The 19,579-nt window shown below is 67.6% G+C and carries 18 protein-coding genes; 10 read left to right on the top strand and 8 right to left on the bottom strand.

The annotated features are described in order from the left end of the window. Nucleotides 1-52: 52 nt before the first annotated feature. The 5 genes from dnaE (at nt 53) to MRBLMX7_RS17250 (ending at nt 7,803) form a co-directional block, all read left to right on the top strand. Entirely contained in the window at nt 53-3,571 is a 3,519-nt protein-coding gene (gene dnaE, locus MRBLMX7_RS17230; RefSeq protein ID WP_363370352.1) for a DNA polymerase III subunit alpha, read from the top strand. 150 nt (nt 3,572-3,721) lie between these two features. Next, complete coding sequence (locus MRBLMX7_RS17235; protein WP_363370354.1) at nt 3,722-4,972, top strand: hypothetical protein; 1,251 nt, start codon at nt 3,722-3,724, stop codon at nt 4,970-4,972. A gap of 3 nt (nt 4,973-4,975) precedes the next feature. Further along, nucleotides 4,976-6,280, top strand: coding sequence for a histidinol dehydrogenase (gene hisD / locus MRBLMX7_RS17240; RefSeq protein WP_363370356.1), 1,305 nt, complete (start codon nt 4,976-4,978; stop codon nt 6,278-6,280). Nucleotides 6,281-6,290: 10 nt separating this feature from the next. Further along, nucleotides 6,291-6,761 carry a transcriptional regulator NrdR gene (gene nrdR, locus MRBLMX7_RS17245; protein ID WP_050723750.1) on the top strand — a complete coding sequence of 157 codons (471 nt, stop codon included), beginning with the start codon at nt 6,291-6,293 and terminating at the stop codon, nt 6,759-6,761. Between the two features lie 10 nt (nt 6,762-6,771). Then, nucleotides 6,772-7,803 (top strand): quinone-dependent dihydroorotate dehydrogenase, encoded by a 1,032-nt coding sequence (locus tag MRBLMX7_RS17250; RefSeq protein ID WP_363370358.1) that lies wholly within the window; start codon nt 6,772-6,774, stop codon nt 7,801-7,803. Between the two features lie 66 nt (nt 7,804-7,869). Here the strand turns inward: MRBLMX7_RS17250 and MRBLMX7_RS17255 are convergent, their stop codons facing one another. Continuing rightward, a complete protein-coding gene (locus MRBLMX7_RS17255; protein ID WP_363370359.1) occupies nt 7,870-8,457 on the bottom strand; it encodes a DUF3043 domain-containing protein in 588 nt (195 codons plus the stop codon). A gap of 46 nt (nt 8,458-8,503) precedes the next feature. Here MRBLMX7_RS17255 and MRBLMX7_RS17260 point away from each other — a divergent pair, with 46 nt between their 5' ends. From MRBLMX7_RS17260 to MRBLMX7_RS17280, 5 genes are all read left to right on the top strand, one after another. Beyond that, a complete protein-coding gene (locus MRBLMX7_RS17260; protein WP_363370361.1) occupies nt 8,504-9,925 on the top strand; it encodes a dipeptidase in 1,422 nt (473 codons plus the stop codon). A 73-nt stretch (nt 9,926-9,998) separates the two neighbouring features. Further along, nucleotides 9,999-10,364: an iron-sulfur cluster insertion protein ErpA gene (gene erpA / locus MRBLMX7_RS17265; RefSeq protein ID WP_050723754.1), complete on the top strand. Its 366-nt coding sequence runs from the start codon at nt 9,999-10,001 to the stop codon at nt 10,362-10,364. Between the two features lie 97 nt (nt 10,365-10,461). After that, nucleotides 10,462-11,364 (top strand): cytochrome c oxidase subunit II, encoded by a 903-nt coding sequence (coxB, locus tag MRBLMX7_RS17270; RefSeq protein ID WP_050723755.1) that lies wholly within the window; start codon nt 10,462-10,464, stop codon nt 11,362-11,364. Nucleotides 11,365-11,367: 3 nt separating this feature from the next. Next, nucleotides 11,368-13,101, top strand: coding sequence for a cytochrome c oxidase subunit I (ctaD, locus tag MRBLMX7_RS17275; RefSeq protein WP_050723756.1), 1,734 nt, complete (start codon nt 11,368-11,370; stop codon nt 13,099-13,101). A 3-nt stretch (nt 13,102-13,104) separates the two neighbouring features. Beyond that, entirely contained in the window at nt 13,105-13,539 is a 435-nt protein-coding gene (locus tag MRBLMX7_RS17280; RefSeq protein WP_050723757.1) for a cytochrome c oxidase subunit 4, read from the top strand. A 58-nt stretch (nt 13,540-13,597) separates the two neighbouring features. Here MRBLMX7_RS17280 and MRBLMX7_RS17285 read toward each other — a convergent pair whose 3' ends face one another. The 7 genes from MRBLMX7_RS17285 to MRBLMX7_RS17315 form a co-directional block, all read right to left on the bottom strand. Continuing rightward, on the bottom strand, nt 13,598-14,017 hold the full coding sequence (locus MRBLMX7_RS17285) for a rhodanese-like domain-containing protein (protein WP_363370365.1): 420 nt from the start codon (nt 14,015-14,017) through the stop codon (nt 13,598-13,600). 88 nt (nt 14,018-14,105) lie between these two features. Then, entirely contained in the window at nt 14,106-14,609 is a 504-nt protein-coding gene (locus MRBLMX7_RS17290) for a GNAT family N-acetyltransferase (RefSeq protein WP_363370367.1), read from the bottom strand. Then, nucleotides 14,606-15,019 (bottom strand): RidA family protein, encoded by a 414-nt coding sequence (locus MRBLMX7_RS17295; RefSeq protein WP_363370369.1) that lies wholly within the window; start codon nt 15,017-15,019, stop codon nt 14,606-14,608. Before MRBLMX7_RS17295 ends, MRBLMX7_RS17290 begins: the two co-directional genes overlap by 4 nt. A gap of 76 nt (nt 15,020-15,095) precedes the next feature. Beyond that, a complete protein-coding gene (locus MRBLMX7_RS17300) occupies nt 15,096-16,910 on the bottom strand; it encodes a cytochrome b (protein WP_363370371.1) in 1,815 nt (604 codons plus the stop codon). Then, nucleotides 16,907-17,983, bottom strand: coding sequence for a ubiquinol-cytochrome c reductase iron-sulfur subunit (locus tag MRBLMX7_RS17305; protein WP_050723762.1), 1,077 nt, complete (start codon nt 17,981-17,983; stop codon nt 16,907-16,909). The genes MRBLMX7_RS17300 and MRBLMX7_RS17305 overlap by 4 nt, the downstream gene beginning before the upstream one ends. Before the next feature lie 36 nt (nt 17,984-18,019). Then, nucleotides 18,020-18,823 carry a c-type cytochrome gene (locus tag MRBLMX7_RS17310; RefSeq protein WP_050723763.1) on the bottom strand — a complete coding sequence of 268 codons (804 nt, stop codon included), beginning with the start codon at nt 18,821-18,823 and terminating at the stop codon, nt 18,020-18,022. Between the two features lie 20 nt (nt 18,824-18,843). Next, nucleotides 18,844-19,497 carry a cytochrome c oxidase subunit 3 gene (locus tag MRBLMX7_RS17315; protein ID WP_050723764.1) on the bottom strand — a complete coding sequence of 218 codons (654 nt, stop codon included), beginning with the start codon at nt 19,495-19,497 and terminating at the stop codon, nt 18,844-18,846. Nucleotides 19,498-19,579 lie beyond the last annotated feature (82 nt).

The following is a 19,579-nucleotide window of genomic DNA, read 5'->3' on the forward strand; positions in this document are numbered from 1 at the left end:
CGATGCCGGGCTCCGCGGCCGCGATGTCGGACGCCGAAAGTAGACTCGGACCATGGCATCCGACTCCTTCGTCCACCTGCACGTGCACAGCGAGTACTCGATGCTCGACGGTGCGGCGAAGATCGCGTCGATGACCCAGGCCGCCGCCGATTACGGGATGCCGGCGATCGCCGTGACCGACCACGGCAACACCTTCGCGGCCTTCGAGTTCTACAAGGCGGCCAACGCCGCGGGCGTCAAGCCCATCGTGGGCCTCGAAGCGTATGTGACGCCCGGCACCCACCGCAGCGACAAGACCCGCGTGCAGTGGGGGTCGCCCGACCAGAAGAGCGACGACGTCTCGGGATCCGGTGCGTACACCCACATGACCATGTGGAGCGAGACCACGCAGGGCATGCACAACCTGTTCCGGCTCAGCTCGCTGTCGAGCATGGAGGGCTACTACTTCAAGCCCCGCATGGACCGGGAACTCCTGCAGACCTACGGGAAGGGCCTGATCGCCACCACCGGCTGCCCCTCGGGGGAGATCCAGACCCGCCTGCGACTCGGGCAGTACGACGCGGCGCGTGCGGCGGCGGCGGAGTTCCAGGACCTCTTCGGCAAGGAGAACTACTTCGCCGAGATCATGGACCACGGCCTCTCGATCGAGCGGCGCGTGATGTCGGACCTCATCCGGCTCGCGAAGGACCTGAACATCCCGCTCGTCGGCACCAACGACTCGCACTACACCCACCAGCACGAGGCCGACGCGCACGAGGCGCTGCTGTGCGTGCAGTCCGGCTCGACGCTCGACGACCCGAACCGGTTCAAGTTCGACGGCGACGGCTACTACATCAAGACCGCCGCCGAGATGCGTCAGCTCTTCCGCGATCACCCGGAGGCGTGCGATAACACGCTCCTGATCGCCGAGCGCTGCGAGGTGGAGTTCAACACAGCCGCCAACTACATGCCGCGCTTCCCCGTTCCGGACGGTGAGACCGAGGACAGCTGGCTCATCAAGGAGGTGGAGGCCGGCCTCCACTACCGGTACCCGAACGGCATCCCCGACAAGGTCCGCAAGCAGGCGGAGTACGAGACCGGCATCATCCTGCAGATGGGCTTCCCCGGGTACTTCCTCGTCGTCGCCGACTTCATCAACTGGGCCAAGGACAACGGCATCCGCGTCGGACCGGGGCGTGGCTCGGGCGCCGGCTCCATGGTCGCCTACGCCATGAAGATCACCGACCTCGACCCACTCGAGCACGGACTGATCTTCGAGCGGTTCCTCAACCCCGACCGCGTCTCCATGCCCGACTTCGACGTCGATTTCGACGACCGTCGCCGCGGCGAGGTCATCGAGTACGTGACGAAGAAGTACGGCTCCGAGCGCGTCGCGCAGATCGTGACCTACGGAACCATCAAGTCCAAGCAGGCCCTCAAGGATGCCGGCCGCGTGCTCGGCTTCCCGTTCAGCATGGGCGAGCGCCTCACGAAAGCCATGCCGCCGCCCGTCATGGGCAAGGACATGGAGCTCGGCGGCATGTTCGACTCCGCTCACAAGCGGTACAAGGAGGCGAGCGAGTTCCGCGCGCTGATCGAGACCGATCCCGAGGCGAAGACGGTGTTCGATCGCGCACTCGGTCTCGAGGGGCTCAAGCGCCAGTGGGGCGTGCACGCCGCCGGTGTGATCATGTCGTCCGAGCCGCTGCTCGACATCATCCCGATCATGCGCCGTGAGCAGGACGGCCAGATCGTCACGCAGTTCGACTACCCGTCGTGCGAGTCCCTCGGACTCATCAAGATGGACTTCCTGGGGCTCCGCAACCTCACCATCATCTCCGACGCTCTCGACAACATCCGCATGAACAGGGGAGAGGAGCTCGACCTCGAGCACCTCGCGCTCGATGACCGCGGCGCGTACGACCTCCTCGCGCGCGGTGACTCGCTCGGCGTGTTCCAGCTCGACGGCGGGCCGATGCGCTCGCTCATGCGCCTGATGAAGCCCGACAACTTCGGCGACATCTCGGCCCTCATCGCGCTGTACCGCCCCGGCCCCATGGGAGCCAACTCGCACACCAACTACGCGCTGCGCAAGAACGGCGCGCAGCCGATCACTCCGATCCATCCGGAGTTCACGGAGTCACTGGCCGACATCCTCGAGGAGTCCTACGGTCTGATCATCTACCAGGAGCAGGTCATGGCCATCGCCCAGCGCGTGGCCGGGTTCTCCCTCGGACAGGCCGACATCCTCCGGCGCGCGATGGGCAAGAAGAAGAAGTCCGAACTCGACAAGCAGTTCGAAGGCTTCCAGGCGGGCATGCACGCCAACGGCTACTCCGACGCCGCGGTCAACGCGCTGTGGGAGATCCTGCTGCCCTTCTCCGACTACGCGTTCAACAAAGCCCACTCCGCCGCCTACGGCGTGGTGTCCTACTGGACCGCCTACCTCAAGGCGCACTACCCGGCCGAGTACATGGCCGCGCTGCTGACCAGCGTCGGCGACTCCAAGGACAAGATGGCGCTCTACCTCAACGAGTGCCGCCGCATGGGGATCAAGGTACTCCCGCCCGACGTCTCCGAGTCGATCAACTACTTCGCGGCCGTCGGCGACGACATCCGCTTCGGCCTCGGCGCCGTGCGCAACGTCGGCGGCAACGTGGTCGACGGCATCGTCACCTCGCGCAAGGACGAACGGTTCACGTCGTTCCATCACTTCCTCGACACCGTGCCGCTGCACGTCTCGAACAAGCGCACGGTCGAGTCGCTGATCAAGGCCGGAGCGTTCGACTCCATGGGCGACACCCGCCGCGCGCTCATGGAGATCCACGAGGATGCGGTCGAAGCGGCGGTGGACCGCAAGCGCAACGAGGCCCAGGGCGCGATCGGCTTCGATTTCGACAGCCTCTACGACGGCATGGAGGAGACGGCACCGGCCAAGGTCCCCGCCCGCCCGGAATGGATCAAGAAGGACAAGCTCGCGTTCGAGAGGGAGATGCTCGGGCTGTACGTGTCCGACCATCCGCTCGCCGGACTCGAGGTCCCCCTCGCGAAGCACGCGTCGATCTCGATCCACGACCTCAACAACTCGGAAGACCTCCAGGACGGCGACCAGGTGACCGTCGCCGGGCTCGTCACGAGCGTGCAGCACCGCGTCGCGAAAGCCAGTGGAAACCCGTACGGCATGATCACGGTCGAGGACTTCAACGGCGAGGTCACTGTCATGTTCATGGGAAAGACCTACACGGAGTTCCAGCACACGCTGCAGCAGGACTCGATCCTCGCGGTGCGCGGACGGGTCTCGCGACGCGACGACGGCCTCAATCTGCACGCACAGTCGGCGTTCGCCCCCGACGTCGGGTCGTTCGACGCCGCCGGTCCGCTCGCGCTCGTGCTCGCGGAGCAGCGTGCGACCGAACGGGTCATGCAGGACCTTGCGGACATCCTGCGGCGACACAGCGGCGAGACCGAGGTCATGCTGCGTGTGCATCGCGGCGGCAGAGCCAAGGTGTTCGAGGTGCCGATGCCCGTCAAGGTCTCGGCGGACCTGTTCGGCGACCTGAAGTCGCTGCTCGGCCCCTCCTGCCTCGGCTGAATCCGCCTCCGACGTCATCGAACCCCGTCTCCACCGTCATCCGAGGTTGCGCGGGGCGACCTACCGGGTGCACTCTCCGGAGCAGCCGGTAGGATCTTGACCCGTTGGGTACGAGGCGTCCGAACCCGTACCGTGACGAAAGGACCACCCATGAGCACGGAATCCCCCTTCCTGAACAGTGATCCCGCGGATGCCGACACCACGGCCTCCGTGTCCGCCGTTTCCGCCGCCGACGAGACCTTCTCCGACGACGACGGCGTCCTCTACGACGACGAGGTGACGCCGGAGTACGGCATCCTCGGTCTCACCCTGCGCGAACTCGTGATCGTGGGCGCATGGCTCGTCCTCTTCGTCCTGTCGTTCGTGCCCCTCGGCTGGTCGCCGTCGCTGTGGGCCCAGGGGATCTCCTGGGTGCTGCCGATCGGCGTTCCGACCGTCGCGGTGTTCCTGCTCGTGCTCCGCCGGTTCTCACCCGAGGGCATCCGTCGCGTCGGATCGCTGGGAATCGACCAGTTCGCGTCCGTGGCCTTCTCCGTCGCGGCCGTCTGGTGGGCTCAGCTCCTCTGGGAGTACGTGTCTGTCGTGATCGCGACGGGCGTCTCCGCGGTCGTCTGGGTGCCCTGGGTGCAGTTCGCCGTCGCCCTCGCCCTCGTCGCCGTCACGGTCTTCGCGCCTCTCATCCCCGGCCTCCGCGAGGACTTCCACGGTCGCCTCGTCACGCTCGCGCACCGCAACGCCAACCCGGCGCGCCCCGTGATCGCGCGTCCGCGCCCGGAGCGCCCCGAGCGCCCTGAGCCGACTGTCGCCGACCCCGCCGCCGAGGGCGCCGGGTTCCCGGAAGGCCAGCCGAACCCGACGCTCGCACCCGACAGCTACGTGACGCTCCCCGCCGACGGCCTCGACGTCGAGCTCTCGGGTCAGCAGGCGACCGACGAGGTCGCCCGCCTCGATCTCGCGTCGCAGGTGCCGCTGTCCTCCCACGCCTCCGGTGGCGGGACGGGGACCGAGCAGGCGACCTCCGATGAGGAGTACACGCCGGCCTACTCGCGTCGCACCTGGAACGAGGAACCGGACATCGTCTCCGACACCGGCAGCATCGAGTCGATCCTGGGTGCTCCCGCACAGGAGGTCGGCGCACCCCGGACCGAGGCGTTCGCAACCGTGGGAGACGTCGACCTCGATGCCACGAATCCGCGTGAATCCGCACCAGCGCCCCAGCCGTTCTGGATCCTCGCGCCCACCGAGCGCGACGTGCACGACGAGCGCGGCGACGCGATCTTCCGGATCGGGCCGACCGCCTGGGCGCTCGTGATCGAGGATCGCGGCGGCGCCTACGTGGTGCGTCATGACGACGGGCGCATCGGCTATCTGCACGACATCGCGGACATCACGAAGGGCTGATCTGTGCGCACGATCGATCTGCGAGGGCGCGAGCTCTCGCCCGCCGACATGCTCGCGGCCGTGCCGCGCGCCACCCAGGCCAGGGCCGAGGCCCTCGACACCGCCGCGCGCATCGTCGACGACGTCCGCGACCGCGGCGAGGTCGCTCTGCGCGAGCAGGCCGAGCGGTTCGACCAGGTGACGGGACACGACGTACGCGTGCCCGCCGCGCACATCCAGGAGGCGCTGGACGCCCTGGACGCCGCGGTGCGCGATGCACTGGAGGAAGCGATCCGCCGCGTGCGTCTCGCCTCCACTGCGCAGGTGCCCGCACCGCAGGTCACGCAGATCGGCGACGGCGCCACGATCACCCAGCGCTGGCAGCCGGTGCAGCGCGTCGGCGTCTACATCCCCGGCGGCAAGGCCGTGTACCCGTCGAGCGTCATCATGAACGTCGTACCGGCGCAGGTCGCAGGCGTGACGCAGATCGCTCTGGCCTCGCCGCCTCAGGCCGACCAGGGCGGCCGCATCCACCCGACGATCCTCGCCGCTGCGGGTCTGCTCGGCATCACGGAGGTGTACGCCATGGGGGGAGCCGGCGCGATCGGCGCGTTCGCCCACGGCGTCGCGTCAGTCGGCCTCGACCCGGTCGATGTCGTGTCGGGCCCTGGCAACAACTACGTCGCCTCCGCCAAGCGTGCCGTCGCGGGAGTGGTGGGCACAGATTCGGAGGCGGGCGCGACGGAGATCCTCGTGGTCGCCGACTCCGCCGCGGATGCGCGACTCGTCGCCGCCGACCTCGTGAGTCAGGCCGAGCACGACGAGGAGGCGTCCGTCGTGCTCGTGACGGATTCCGTCGAACTTGCGGAGCAAGTCGCAGCGGAGGTGTCACGCCAGGCCGAGCGGACCCGCCACGCCGCGCGCGTCGCGGTCGCACTCGACGGCCCCCAGTCGGCGATCGTCCTCGTGGACGGCCGCGGCATGGCCACCGCTTTCAGCAACGCCTACGCCCCCGAGCACCTCGAGCTGCACCTCGCGGATGCCGAGGAGGCCGCCGCGTCCTTCACCAGCGCGGGAGCCGTCTTCGTCGGGGACCAGACGCCCGTGAGCCTCGGGGACTACATGGCCGGAAGCAACCACGTGCTGCCGACCGGCGGGCAGGCGCGATACGCACCCGGGCTCGGTGCCTACACGTTCCTGCGCCCGCAGCAGGTCATCCGGTACGACCACGCCGCCCTCTCCGCGGTGCGCGCAGGCGTCGTGGCGCTCGCGAACACCGAGATCCTGCCCGCGCACGGCGAGGCCGTCGAGGCGCGCTTCACCGCGTAGGATCGGTCAGATGCACTGCCCGTTCTGCCGTCATCCGGACTCCCGCGTCATCGACTCGCGCACCAGCGACGACGGCCTCTCGATCCGCCGACGTCGCCAGTGTCCCGAGTGCGGCGGTCGCTTCACGACGACCGAGACCGCGAGCCTCAACGTGATCAAGCGCTCCGGCGTCATGGAGCCGTTCAGTCGGGAGAAGGTGATCTCGGGCGTGCGCAAGGCCTGCCAGGGGCGTCCCGTCACCGAGGCCGACCTCGCGATCCTCGCCCAGCGGGTGGAGGAGGCCGTGCGCCAGACGGGCGTCTCGCAGCTCGACACGAACGAGATCGGCCTGGCCATCCTCGGCCCGCTCCGTGATCTCGACGAGGTCGCCTACCTGCGTTTCGCGAGCGTCTACCAGGCCTTCGACTCCCTCGAGGACTTCGAGAGCGCGATCACCGACCTCCGGGCCGATCACGCCGAGCGCGAGCCCGCCGACCGGTAACCTGGCAGGGATGTATCCGCTGCTCTTCCGCGCCGTCCTGGCGCGCTTCGACCCCGAGTTCGCCCATCACGCCGGCATGGCGGTGATCAGGGTGCTCGGCGCGCCGCCGTTCGCCGGCGTGACCCGCGCGCTGACGAAGCCCGACCCGTCGCTCCGCGTCGAGGCGCTGGGGCTCACGTTCCCCTCGCCGTTCGGGATCGCGGCAGGCTTCGACAAGAACGCCGTCGGCGTGAAGGGGCTCGCCGCGCTCGGGTTCGGACACGTCGAGGTCGGCACGCTCACGGCGATCCCGCAGGACGGCAACCCGAAGCCCCGGCTGTTCCGACTCATCGCCGACCGTGCGGTCATCAACCGCATGGGGTTCAACAACCAGGGAGCGGATGCCGCGGCTCGGCGCCTCGCGAAGCTCCGCCGTGGCGCGCCCGACACGGTGATCGGCGTCAACATCGGCAAGAGCCGCGTGGTCGAGGTGGAGGACGCGACCGCGGACTACGTCGCCTCCGCGACGCGCCTCGCCCCGCTCGCGGACTACCTCGCGGTCAACGTCTCCTCGCCGAACACCCCGGGATTGCGCGGGCTGCAGGCCGTCGAGACGCTCGCGCCGCTGCTGCGCGCCGTGAAGGCGGCGTCCGGCGACACGCCGCTTCTCGTCAAGATCGCGCCCGACCTCCCCGACGAGGAGATCACCGCGATCGCGCAGCTCGCCGTCGCGGAGGGCGTTGCGGGAATCATCGCGCACAACACCACGATCAGTCGCGACGGTCTCCTGACCGACGACGCGACCGTGGAGGCCGCAGGGGCCGGAGGTCTGTCCGGAGCCCCGCTCAAGGAGCGTTCCCTGCAGGTGCTGCGCCTGGTGCGCGGGGCCGTCCCCGAGGACTTCTGCGTGATCGCGGTCGGCGGCGTCGAGACGCCCGCCGACGTGCAGGAGCGCCTGGATGCCGGTGCGACGCTCGTGCAGGGCTACACGGCCTTCCTCTACCGCGGTCCGCTCTGGGGTCGGGAGATCAACCGGGGTCTCCTCCGGCTCCGCCGTCGCTGACATGAGCGGCAGCGAAAAGGCGCCTCCGGCTCGCACAGAGCGGGAGGCGCCTTTCACATACGTGGGTCAGCCCGGGTACTGGCCGCGCTTGACCTGAGCCTTCGGAAGGCGCATGAACCGCATCTGCAGCGACCGCATGGCGGCGTACCAGCCCAGGCCGCGCTCCATCCGCTCCTTGCCGAACTTCGCCGCGATCTTCCTCTTCACGCGGTAGCCGAGCAGGATCATTCCGCCGATCGCGATCACGAGGTAGGCCATCATCACGAGGTACGCCCAGCCGGCGACCGCGAAGCCGCCGATCGCGAGGTTCGGCGGGAGCAGCGAGATGAGGATCACGAGCACCATGACGCCCATCACGAACTCGGCGGGGTGCCATCCGGCATCCACATAGTCTCGGACCCAGCGGCGCTGTGGACCCTTGTCACGGGCAGGCAGGTACTTCTCCTCACCCGCTGCGAGGCCCGCCTGGGCGCGCGAGCGGCGCTCGTTGAGCTCGGCGCGCGCCGCGGCCTTGGCCTCCTTGGTGTTCGCGACGAGCGGGCGTCGGCGAGCCGCCTCCTGCTCTGCTCGGGTCGGCGTGGCGCGCCCCTTGCCCACGGCGTTCGTCTCGGGGGCGTCGTCGTTCGTCGGCGGAGATGCGGGGGAAGTGGCCACGAGGTTCCTCGGTTCGATGAGAGCGGATCACCTTAAGATTACTCGCATGACTTCTCCTGTTCAGCCCGGCGACCAGATTCCGACCAGCGACCGCGAACCCGCCGTCCTGGAGTCGGCCGCAACCGGGATGCCGGCTGCTCTCAGCGACCTGGGGCGCCTCGTGCGCATCCCCGGGATGGCCTGGCCCGCGTTCGACCAGACGCAACTCGAGCGCAGCTCCGAGGCCGTCGCGGCGCTGGCCGAGGACACGGGCGTGTTCGACAGCGTCCGGATCCTTCGTGCGGCGATCCCGGGCACCGACGAGGTCGGGCAGCCGGCCGTGCTCGCGACGCGCGCGGCGAAGAACGGCAAGCCGACCATCCTGCTCTACGCGCACCACGACGTGCAGCCTCCGGGTGACGACGCGCTGTGGGAGACCCCGCCCTTCGAACCGACGGTGCGCGACGGGCGCCTCTACGGACGCGGAGCCGCCGACGACAAGGCCGGGATCATGGCGCACATCGCCTCGATCCGCGCCGTCGCCGAGGTGCTCGGCGATGACCTCGAACTCGGCATCGCGATGTTCATCGAGGGGGAGGAGGAGTACGGCTCCCGCTCGTTCGCGCAGTTCCTGTCCGACAACAAGGAGGCGCTGCGCGCGGATGCGATCGTCGTCGCCGACTCCGGCAACTGGGACTCGGAGACCCCGGGCCTCACGGTCTCGCTGCGGGGCAACGCGCGCTTCACGGTGCGCGTGCGCACGCTCGATCACGCCTCGCACTCCGGCATGTTCGGGGGAGCGGTGCCCGACGCCATGATGGCGACGGTCACCATGCTGTCCACGCTGTGGAACGCCGACGGCTCGGTCGCCGTCGAGGGTATGACCGAGCGCGACGCACCCACGCCCGACTACACCGAGGAGACCCTCCGCGACGAGGCGGGTCTGCTGCCCGGGACCACGCCGATCGGCGATGGCACGATCCTCAGCCGTATCTGGAACAAGCCCTCGGTGACGATCATCGGCATCGACGCCACGAGTGTCGCCGCGGCATCCAACACCCTCCTGCCGGAGGTCTCGGTCGTGATCAGCGCCCGCGTCGCACCGGGGCAGTCGGGGGAGGAGGCGTACGCGGCACTCGAGGCCCATCTGCGCGCCCACGCACCGTTCGGCGCCGAGCTGACGTTCTCCGACGTCGACCTCGGCAACGGCTTCCTCGTGGACACGAGCGGCTGGGCCGTGTCCCTCACGCGCTCGGCGATGCACGACGGCTACGGCGTCGCCCCGATCGACCTCGGAGTCGGCGGATCGATCCCGTTCATCGCGGACCTCGTCCGCGAGTTCCCCGAGGCGCAGATCCTCGTCACCGGCGTGGAGGATCCTCATTCGCGTGCGCACAGCCCGAACGAATCCCTGCACCTCGACACGTTCCGGCATGCCGTCGCGACCGAGGCGCTGCTGCTGGCACGCATGAACGACGTCGTGATCTGACCCCGCCCGGCAGGGCGAAGGGTAAAATCGAGCTACCAGCCGTGTGCGAGCACGGCCGATCAGAAGGAGCGACATGAGCGACACCACACTCACCCCGGCAGAGACCACCCAGGCGCACGGCGTGAAGCTGACCGACGCGGCCGCCACCAAGGTCAAGAACCTGCTCGAGCAGGAGGGCCGCGACGACCTGCGTCTGCGCGTCGCCGTGCAGCCCGGCGGATGCTCGGGACTCATCTACCAGCTCTACTTCGACGAGCGCTTCCTCGAGGGCGACGAGACGGTCGACTTCGACGGCGTCGAGGTCATCGTCGACAACATGAGCGTCCCGTACCTGGACGGCGCATCGATCGACTTCAAGGACACGATCTCCGAGCAGGGCTTCACGATCGACAACCCGAATGCTGCGGGCAGCTGCGCCTGCGGCGACAGCTTCCACTGATCCGGATCGACTCCGCCAACCTGCGTGGTTGGCATGAATCGGGTGTGAGGTTGCCCTAGACTTGGGTGTGCCCTGTCCGCAATCTGAAAGGTGCATCGTGCCCTCGAAACGCCGCCTTCGTTGGGTCGCTCTTCCCCTGGGAGTAGTGACCGCCGTGGCCCTGGCTGGATGTACCACCACCGAGCTGAACGGGTACCTCCCGGGCTTCGTGGACGACGGACCAGCAGCCACGAACCAGACCGAGCGGGTGTCCTCGCTCTGGGTCAATTCGTGGATCGTCCTCCTCGCCGTCGGCGTGATCACCTGGGGCCTGATGGCCTGGGCCGCGATCGCCTACCGTCGCCGCAAGGGACAGACCGGTCTGCCGGTGCAGATGCGCTACAACATGCCGATCGAGATCTTCTACACGATCGTGCCGCTCATCCTCGTGCTGGGCATGTTCTTCTTCACGGCCCGCGACCAGGCTGCGATCGAGGCGAAGTGGGACGACCCCGACGTCGAGATCACCGCGATCGCCAAGCAGTGGGCGTGGGACTTCCAGTACGACGGCGATGAGGACGACAACTCCGACGCCGTGTGGACCATGGGCATCCAGGCCCAGCCGGACGCCGAGGGCAACATCGACCAGGAGCAGCTCCCCACGCTGGTGCTGCCGGTCGACAAGAAGGTCACGATCGACCTTCAGTCCCGCGACGTCATCCACTCCTTCTGGATCATCGACTTCCTCTACAAGAAGGACATGTACATCGGGAAGGACAACTCCTGGTCGTTCATCCCCACCCGCGTCGGGGAGTACGCCGGCAAGTGCGCCGAGCTCTGCGGCGAGTACCACTCGATGATGCTCTTCAACGTCAAGGTCGTTGAGCAGGACGAATACGACGCCTACCTCGAGTCGCTGAAGGAGGAGGGGAACACGGGAGACATCACGGACGCTTACGACCGTCTGGGCAACTACCCGGGTACCACCGCCCCCGCCGGCACCGAGGAAGGGGAGGAGTAAGCCATGTCGACCACTGAAGCCCCCCGCACCGACGAGGCGCCCCGTTCGCGCCCCACGACCCTTCCGGCACGCCAGGCCGCTCTCATGAGCTCCTCACGCGTCGAGCAGAAGGGCAACATCGTCGTCAAGTGGATCACCTCCACCGACCACAAGACGATCGGGTACATGTACCTCATCGCCTCGGTGCTGTTCTTCCTCCTCGGCGGCGTGATGGCCCTCGTCATCCGCGCCGAGCTCTTCGCGCCGGGAATGCAGATCATCCCGACGAAGGAGCAGTACAACCAGCTGTTCACGATGCACGGCACGATCATGCTGCTGATGTTCGCGACGCCGCTCTTCGCGGGCTTCGCGAACGCGATCCTGCCGCTGCAGATCGGTGCGCCGGACGTCGCCTTCCCGCGTCTGAACGCCTTCGCGTTCTGGCTCTTCCTGTTCGGCTCGACCATCGCGGTCGCCGGCTTCCTCACCCCGCAGGGTGCGGCCTCGTTCGGCTGGTTCGCCTATCAGCCGCTCGCGAGCGCCTCGTTCTCTCCTGGAGCGGGCGGAAACCTCTGGATGCTCGGTCTCGGCATCTCCGGTTTCGGCACCATCCTGGGTGCCGTGAACTTCATCACGACCATCATCACGATGCGCGCGCCGGGAATGACGATGTGGCGCATGCCGATCTTCTCCTGGAACACGCTCATCACGAGCCTCCTGATCCTGATGGCGTTCCCCGTGCTCGCTGCCGCGATCTTCGCTGCCGGCGCCGACCGCGTGCTCGGCGCACACATCTACGACCCGGCCAACGGCGGCGTCCTCCTGTGGCAGCACCTGTTCTGGTTCTTCGGCCACCCCGAGGTGTACATCATCGCGCTGCCGTTCTTCGGCATCGTGTCGGAGGTCTTCCCGGTCTTCAGTCGCAAGCCGATCTTCGGGTACAAGACGCTCGTCTACGCGACCATCGCCATCGCGGCGCTCTCGGTCGCGGTGTGGGCGCACCACATGTACGTCACCGGTTCTGTGCTGCTGCCGTTCTTCGCCCTCATGACGATGCTCATCGCGGTGCCGACAGGCGTGAAGATCTTCAACTGGATCGGAACCCTATGGCGAGGCTCCGTGACGTTCGAGACCCCGATGGTCTTCGCCCTCGGCTTCCTCGTGTCCTTCGTCTTCGGCGGTCTGACCGGTGTCATCCTGGCGGCCCCGCCGCTGGACTTCGCCCTGTCCGACTCGTACTTCGTCGTCGCCCACTTCCACTACGTGGTGTTCGGAACCGTCGTGTTCGCGATGTTCTCCGGCTTCTACTTCTGGTGGCCCAAGTGGACCGGCCGCATGCTGAACGAGCGCCTCGGCTACGTGCACTTCTGGATGCTGTTCATCGGCTTCCACATGACGTTCCTCATCCAGCACTGGCTGGGCGTCGACGGCATGGTGCGTCGCTACGCGGACTACTCGGCGGCCGACGGCTGGACGTGGCAGAACCAGGTCTCGACGATCGGTGCGATCATCCTCGGCGCCTCGATGCTGCCGTTCTTCCTGAACGTGTGGATCACGGCGCGCAAGGCTCCGAAGGTCACGGTCAACGATCCGTGGGGCTATGGCGCCTCGCTCGAGTGGGCGACGTCGTGCCCGCCGCCGCGTCACAACTTCACCTCGATCCCGCGCATCCGCAGTGAGCGTCCGGCATTCGATCTGAACCACCCGGAGGCCGCGGAGTTCGCTACCACGGCACCCGGCGAGCGAGAGGGCCACTGACCCATGCGCGACAACGTCATCCTCTGGTGGATCCTGACCGCGTTCTTCGCGCTGGTCGGCGTCGTCTACACCGGCTGGCACATCCTGGCCACCCCGAACGACAACTTCGCGATGCGGATCGAGTGGGTCGGCACCGTGGCGCTGTTCTTCGCCGCGTTCATGGGCGCGATGATCGCGTTCTACCTCGACCGGACCCACAAGGCTCAGCAGGGTGAACTTCCCGAGGACATCCTGACCAGCGACATCGACGACGGCGACCCCGAGCTCGGCGAGTTCAGCCCTTGGTCCTGGTGGCCGCTCGTGCTGGCGGGCTCCGCTGCCGTGTTCGTGGTGGGACTGGCCGTCGGCCACTTCCTGCTCCCGATCGGTCTCGCGATCTTCGTGGTCGCGATCGTCGGCTGGGTCTACGAGTACTACCGCGGCAACTTCGCCCGCTGATCGACATGCAGAAGGCCCCTGGGACGTGTCCCAGGGGCCTTCTGCATGTTCTGCGCCTCTAAGAGCGCGTGCGGATGCGGGCGACGCCGGTGAGCGGATCCACGGGGCGGCGGTGCACGCCATCGGCATCCTCGACGGGATAGCCTTCGCGCACCCAGTACTCGAAGCCGCCGATCATCTCTCTGACGTCGTAACCGAGTCTCGCGAACTCGAGCGCGCCCTTGGCTCCGGCGTTGCACCCGGGACTCCAGCAGTACACGACGACCGAGGCGTCCTGGGGGATCTCCACCGCGGCGCGGGCGGCGATCTCGCTGTAGTGCATGTGCACGGCACCGGCGACGCGTCCCTGGGCCCAGGCCTCGTCGGAGCGCACGTCGACGATCATGAGAGGCTCTCCAGCCTTCTGAGCGGCGTAGACGTCGCTCGCGTCTGTCTCGGCGGCGAGTTTGGTGGCGTAGTAGTCGGCGCGATCCATCATCCTCTCAGCGTAGGGAGTGGCGCCGGCGGGGCACCGCCCTGATCCGGCCGACAAGGCGCCGGATCCCGCCAAACTCGTGGTCGAGGGGTCAGAGCTCGACGGTCATCTGGATGCGCCGACCGTAGCGGTCGAGGCCGAGGGAGGCCTCGGTCTCGACGAGGGCGAGCTGGAATCCGGACTCCGGGATACTCTCCAGGAACCCGCAGGAGGCATAGAACGGGGCGTTCCACGGCACCTCTGCGTATGTGCGGAGTGTCACGCGTGAGTAGCCCCGCTCACGCGCCTCCACGAGTGCTGCGTCGACAAGACGGCGTCCGTGTCCCCGACGGCCCGATTCCGGTAGGACCGATAGCTGTTCGAGATGTGCGTGGCCGTCGATGTCGAGCACGTGCACGAAGCCGAGCGGTGAGGCGCCGGCTGACTCCTCGAGCACGAGAACGAACCCCGGTTGTCCCAGGCGCTGGACCGGGTCGCCTGGAGGGGGCCACTCCGGCGCGCCGAGCACATCGATGAGGAGCGCGTCGGCCGAGGCTTCGATCGCCTGGATCACCTCGGCGTCCTCGGCTGCGGCCTCGCGGATGGTCGTGCTCATGATGCCGCCCCTTCCACTGCGGCGATCGCTTCGATCTCGACGAGCTGGTCGTCGTAGCCGAGCACCGTGACTCCCAGGAGAGTACTGGGGACGTCGTGGTCGCCGAACGCGGCGTGGATGACATCCCAGGCCGTCACGAGATCCTGCTGGCGGCTGGACGCCACGAGGACGCGGGTGCTGATCACGTCGCCGAGCGCTGCTCCGCTGGCTTCGAGGGCCGTCGTCAGGGTCTGCACGCAGCGTGCGGCCTGTGCCGCGTAGTCACCCGGCGCGGCGGTCGACCCGTCGTCTTCGAGAGGACAGGCACCGGCGAGGAAGATCAGGCGCGCACCCGCCGGAGCGGTGGCGGCGTGCGCGTAGGGGGCCGCGGCGAGGGAGTCGGATCGGAGGAGTCGGACGACGGAGGCCATGCTCCGATCCTTTCATGCCGACATGAAAGGGCCCTGTCCGCGAACGGACAGGGCCCTGAGTGGGGGAGCGGGAGTTCTACTCGCCGTCCTCCGACTTCTTCTTCCGAGGCTTCTTCACCGGCTCGGTCGCGATGACCGTGCTGGGGGTGTTCGGCGTCTCGTCGACGTGGGTCTCGTCCACGGCGATGGGGGCGTCGGGGAAGCCGGCGCGCTCATGAGCGCCCTGGATCTCCGCGACCTCGGCCTCGTCGTTGTGAGCCGTGACATGGTGCTGGTGGGCGTCTGCCTCGTCGATCTCGGCCTGCGTGAGCGGGGCGAGACGGTCCTCGAAGAACCACCGCGAGATCGACGACCGCAGGTTCTCGCTCCACGGGATGCGGCCCTTGTCGTTCGGGCGCACCACGAGGGGCTCGTAGCCGTCGACATCGATGAGCTTCCAGCGGTCGTACTTGTCGACCGGCTCGTGCACCTCGATGAACTCGCCGCCGGGAAGGCGGACGATGCGACCGGACTCGAAGCCGTGCAGGACGATCTCGCGGTCCTTCTTCTGCAGGGCCAGCGCGATGCGCTTCGTGACGAAGTAGCCGAGGATCGGACCCAGGAACAGCAGAGCCTGGAGCGTGTGGATCACGCCCTCCATCGTGAGCATGAAGTGGGTCGCGATGAGGTCGGACGATGCCGCCGCCCACAGGACCGCGTAGAAGATGACGCCGGCCGCGCCGATGGCGGTGCGGGTCGCCGCGTTGCGCGGACGCTGAGCGATGTGGTGCTCGCGCTTGTCGCCCGTGACCCACGCCTCGATGAAGGGGTAGAACATGACGATCACGATGAAGACACCGAGCACCGCGACAGGCGCGAGGATGCCGAACGACCACGTGTGGTTCAGGAACACGACGTCCCAGTTCGACGGAGCGAGACGCAGCGCACCGTCCGCGAAGCCGATGTACCAGTCGGGCTGAGTACCGGCGGACACGGGGGAGGGGTCGTACGGTCCGTAGTTCCAGATCGGGTTGATCTGGAAGAACGTCGCGATCAGCACGATCGTGCCGAAGACGATGAACAGGTAGCCGCCCATCTTCGACATGTAGACCGGCATCATCGGGTAGCCCACGACGTTGTCGTTCGTGCGGCCCGGGCCGGCGAACTGCGTGTGCTTGTTGACGATCATCAGCATCAGGTGCACGACGATCAGCGCGATCACGAGCATCGGCAGCAGCAGGATGTGCAGCGTGTACAGGCGACCGACGATGTCGGTGCCGGGGAACTCGCCGCCGAACAGCAGGAACGAGATCCAGGTGCCGACGAGCGGGAAGCCCTTGATCATGCCGTCGATGATGCGGAGGCCGTTGCCCGAGAGCAGGTCGTCGGGAAGCGAGTAGCCCGTGAAGCCCTCTGCCATGGCGAGGATGAACAGCACGAAGCCGATCACCCAGTTGAGCTCGCGCGGCTTGCGGAACGCACCGGTGAAGAAGACGCGCAGCATGTGCACGCCGATGCCGGCGACGAAGACCAGAGCGGCCCAGTGGTGGATCTGGCGAACCAGGAGACCACCGCGCAGATCGAACGAGATGTGCAGTGACGACTCGAGGGCCGCCGACATCTCGATGCCGCGCATCGGGGCGTAGGCGCCCGTGTAGTGCGTCTCGACCATGGAGGCCTGGAAGAAGAACGTCAGGAAGGTTCCGGAGAGGAACACGACGACGAAGCTCCACAGCGCGATCTCGCCCAGCATGAACGACCAGTGGTCGGGGAAGATCTTGCGGCCGAGCTCCTTGACGAAGCCGGAGAGGCTGGTGCGCTCATCGATGTAGTTCGACGCGGCGCCGACGAAGCGGCCGCCGAGAGGCGCCTTGGTGTCCTTGTCCTCTTTGGACAGCGTTGCGGTGCTCAATGGCGCTCCCAGAAGCTCGGGCCGACGGGCTCGGTGAAGTCACTGCGTGCGACGAGGTAGCCCTCGTCGTCGACGGTGATGGGCAGCTGAGGCAGCGGACGGGCGGCCGGGCCGAAGATGACCTTGGCGTGGTCCGTGACGTCGAACTGCGACTGGTGGCAGGGGCAGAGGAGGTGGTGCGTCTGCTGCTCGTACAGGGCGACGGGGCAGCCCACGTGCGTGCAGACCTTGGAGTACGCGACGATGCCGTCGTACGACCAGTCCTTGCGCTCCTCCGACTCGATCAGCTGCTCGGGACGCAGGCGCATCATCAGCACGATGGCCTTGGCCTTCTCCTCGAGGTAGCCGTCGTGGTGGCTGAGGGTCGCGAGCTCCTCCGGGATCACGTGGAAGGCGGATCCGAGGGTCACGTCCGCGGCGCGGATCGGGGTGCCGTCGGGGTCGCGGACGAGACGCGCGCCCTCTTCCCACATGGTGTGCTTGAGCAGCGCGACCGGGTCGCCCGCCGTGGGGTCCTCGGGGGTGCTGTGCGGCGCCAGGCCGCGGAACAGCGTGACACCGGGGATGATCGACGCCACGATCGCCGCGAACAGCGAGTTGCGGATCATGGTGCGACGGCCGAAGCCGGACTCCTCGTTCGCGGCGGCGAAAGCGGCCACGGCGGCCTCACGCGTCGAGTCCTTGCCCCGGGTGGGGTGACGGTGCTCGATGTGCTCCTTGTCGCTCATCAGCGCCTTGGACCAGTGGATCGCGCCGATGCCGATCGCGAGCAGCGCGAGGGCGATGCCGAGACCGATGAAGAGGTTGTTCTGGCGGATGTCGATGAGCGCGCCGCTCTCGATCGGGAACAGCATGTAGGCGGCGACCGCCCAGATGCTGCCCGCGAGCGAGAGGTAGAACAGGGTGTAGACCGTGCGCTCCGCCGTCTTCTCGGCGCGCGGGTCCTTGTCGGTCATCCGCTCACGGTGCGGCGGCAGCCCCGGGTTCTGCACGGGGTCGCTGACTGCGACACCCAGCCCCGGAGAGGGCTGGTAGGCCCTTTCGAGAGCCTGCGAGTCGTCGTCGTGTGCCATGGTGCTCCTCGTACGTTCCTCTTCGATGAATAAGCGTCAGTTGGACTTCGCCGTGATCCACACGGTGATGGCGACCAGGGCGCCGATTCCGAAGATCCAGACGAACAGGCCCTCGGACACGGGTCCGAGCGAGCCGAGCGAGAAGCCGCCGATCTGCACCGACTGCTGCTGGAACAGCAGAGCCGAGATGATGTCGCGCTTGTCCTCGTCGGACAGGTTCATGTCACCGAAGACGGGCATGTTCTGGGGGCCGGTGACCATGGCCGCGTAGATGTGCAGCGCGCTGGTCTCGGTCAGGGCGGGGGCGTACTTGCCCTCGGTGAGCGCACCACCGGCGGCGGCCACGTTGTGGCACATCGCGCAGTTGACGCGGAAGAGCTCGGCGCCGTGGGCGACGTCTCCCTTGCCGTCGAGCGTCTCGTCCGACGGGAAGGTCGGGCCGGGGGCCACGGACTGCACGTACGACGAGACCGCGAGGATCTGGTCCTCGGTGAACTGCGGGTGCTTCTGCGGGGCCTGGGGCCCCTGCATCTGCAGCGGCATGCGTCCGGTCGACATCTGGAACTCGACGGCCAGCTCGCCGACGCCGTAGAGGCTCGGGCCGTTCGCGGTGCCCTGCATGTCGAGGCCGTGACAGGTCGCGCAGTTCGCCTGGAACAGCTTCTCGCCGTCCTCGACCGTGAGCGTGCTCGACGCCGCGGTCTGCGTGTCCGTCGCGGCGAACGCGGCAGATGCGCCGGCGTACACGGCGCCGGTGATCATGAGGCCTGCGCCGATGAGGGCGGCCGCAGCCAGGGGACTGCGACGGCCGTTCGAACGGCGCTTCTTCTCTCGTGCCATCTCGGGGATCAGCTCCGCTCTTATTTCAGGAAGTAGATAACGACGAACAGCACGATCCAGACGACGTCGACGAAGTGCCAGTAGTAGGACACCACGATCGAGGAGGTCGCCTCCTTGTGCCGGAAGTTCTTCACGGCGTACGCGCGGCCGATCACCAGGAGGAACGCGACGAGGCCTCCGGTGACGTGGAGGGCGTGGAAGCCGGTGGTCAGGTAGAACGCCGAGGCGTACGAGTCGGCGCTGATCGGCATACCTTCAGCGACCAGGGTGGCGTACTCCCACACCTGACCGGAGACGAAGATCGCGCCCAGGGCGAAGGTGAGGAAGAACCACTCGACCATGCCCCAGCCGAACAGGCGACGACGTCCGGCGCCGTTCTTCTGGCCCTTGGCGATGCGGTAGGGCTGCAGGTCTTCAGCGGCGAAGACGCCCATCTGGCAGGTGAACGAGGAGAGCACCAGGATCGCCGTGTTGACGAACGCGAAGGGCACGTTCAGGAGCTCGGTGCGGTCGGCCCAGAGCTCGGGAGAGGTGCTGCGGAGGGTGAAGTAGATCGCGAAGAGTCCCGCGAAGAACATCACCTCGCTGCCGAGCCACACAATGGTGCCGACAGCTACCGGGTTGGGCCGCTTGATGGTTCTCGCCGCCGGGGCATACGTCGCTGAGGTCGTCACCCCTCCATTATGGCCGATCCTCGGGGGTGATTCTTGCACTCCGGGCACCCGATTCGCCCGCTTTCGACTTAGGGGACCCTAA

Origin of the sequence: Microbacterium sp. LMX7-1.2 (genome assembly GCF_040675935.1) — a bacterium.
Taxonomy (GTDB): domain Bacteria; phylum Actinomycetota; class Actinomycetes; order Actinomycetales; family Microbacteriaceae; genus Microbacterium.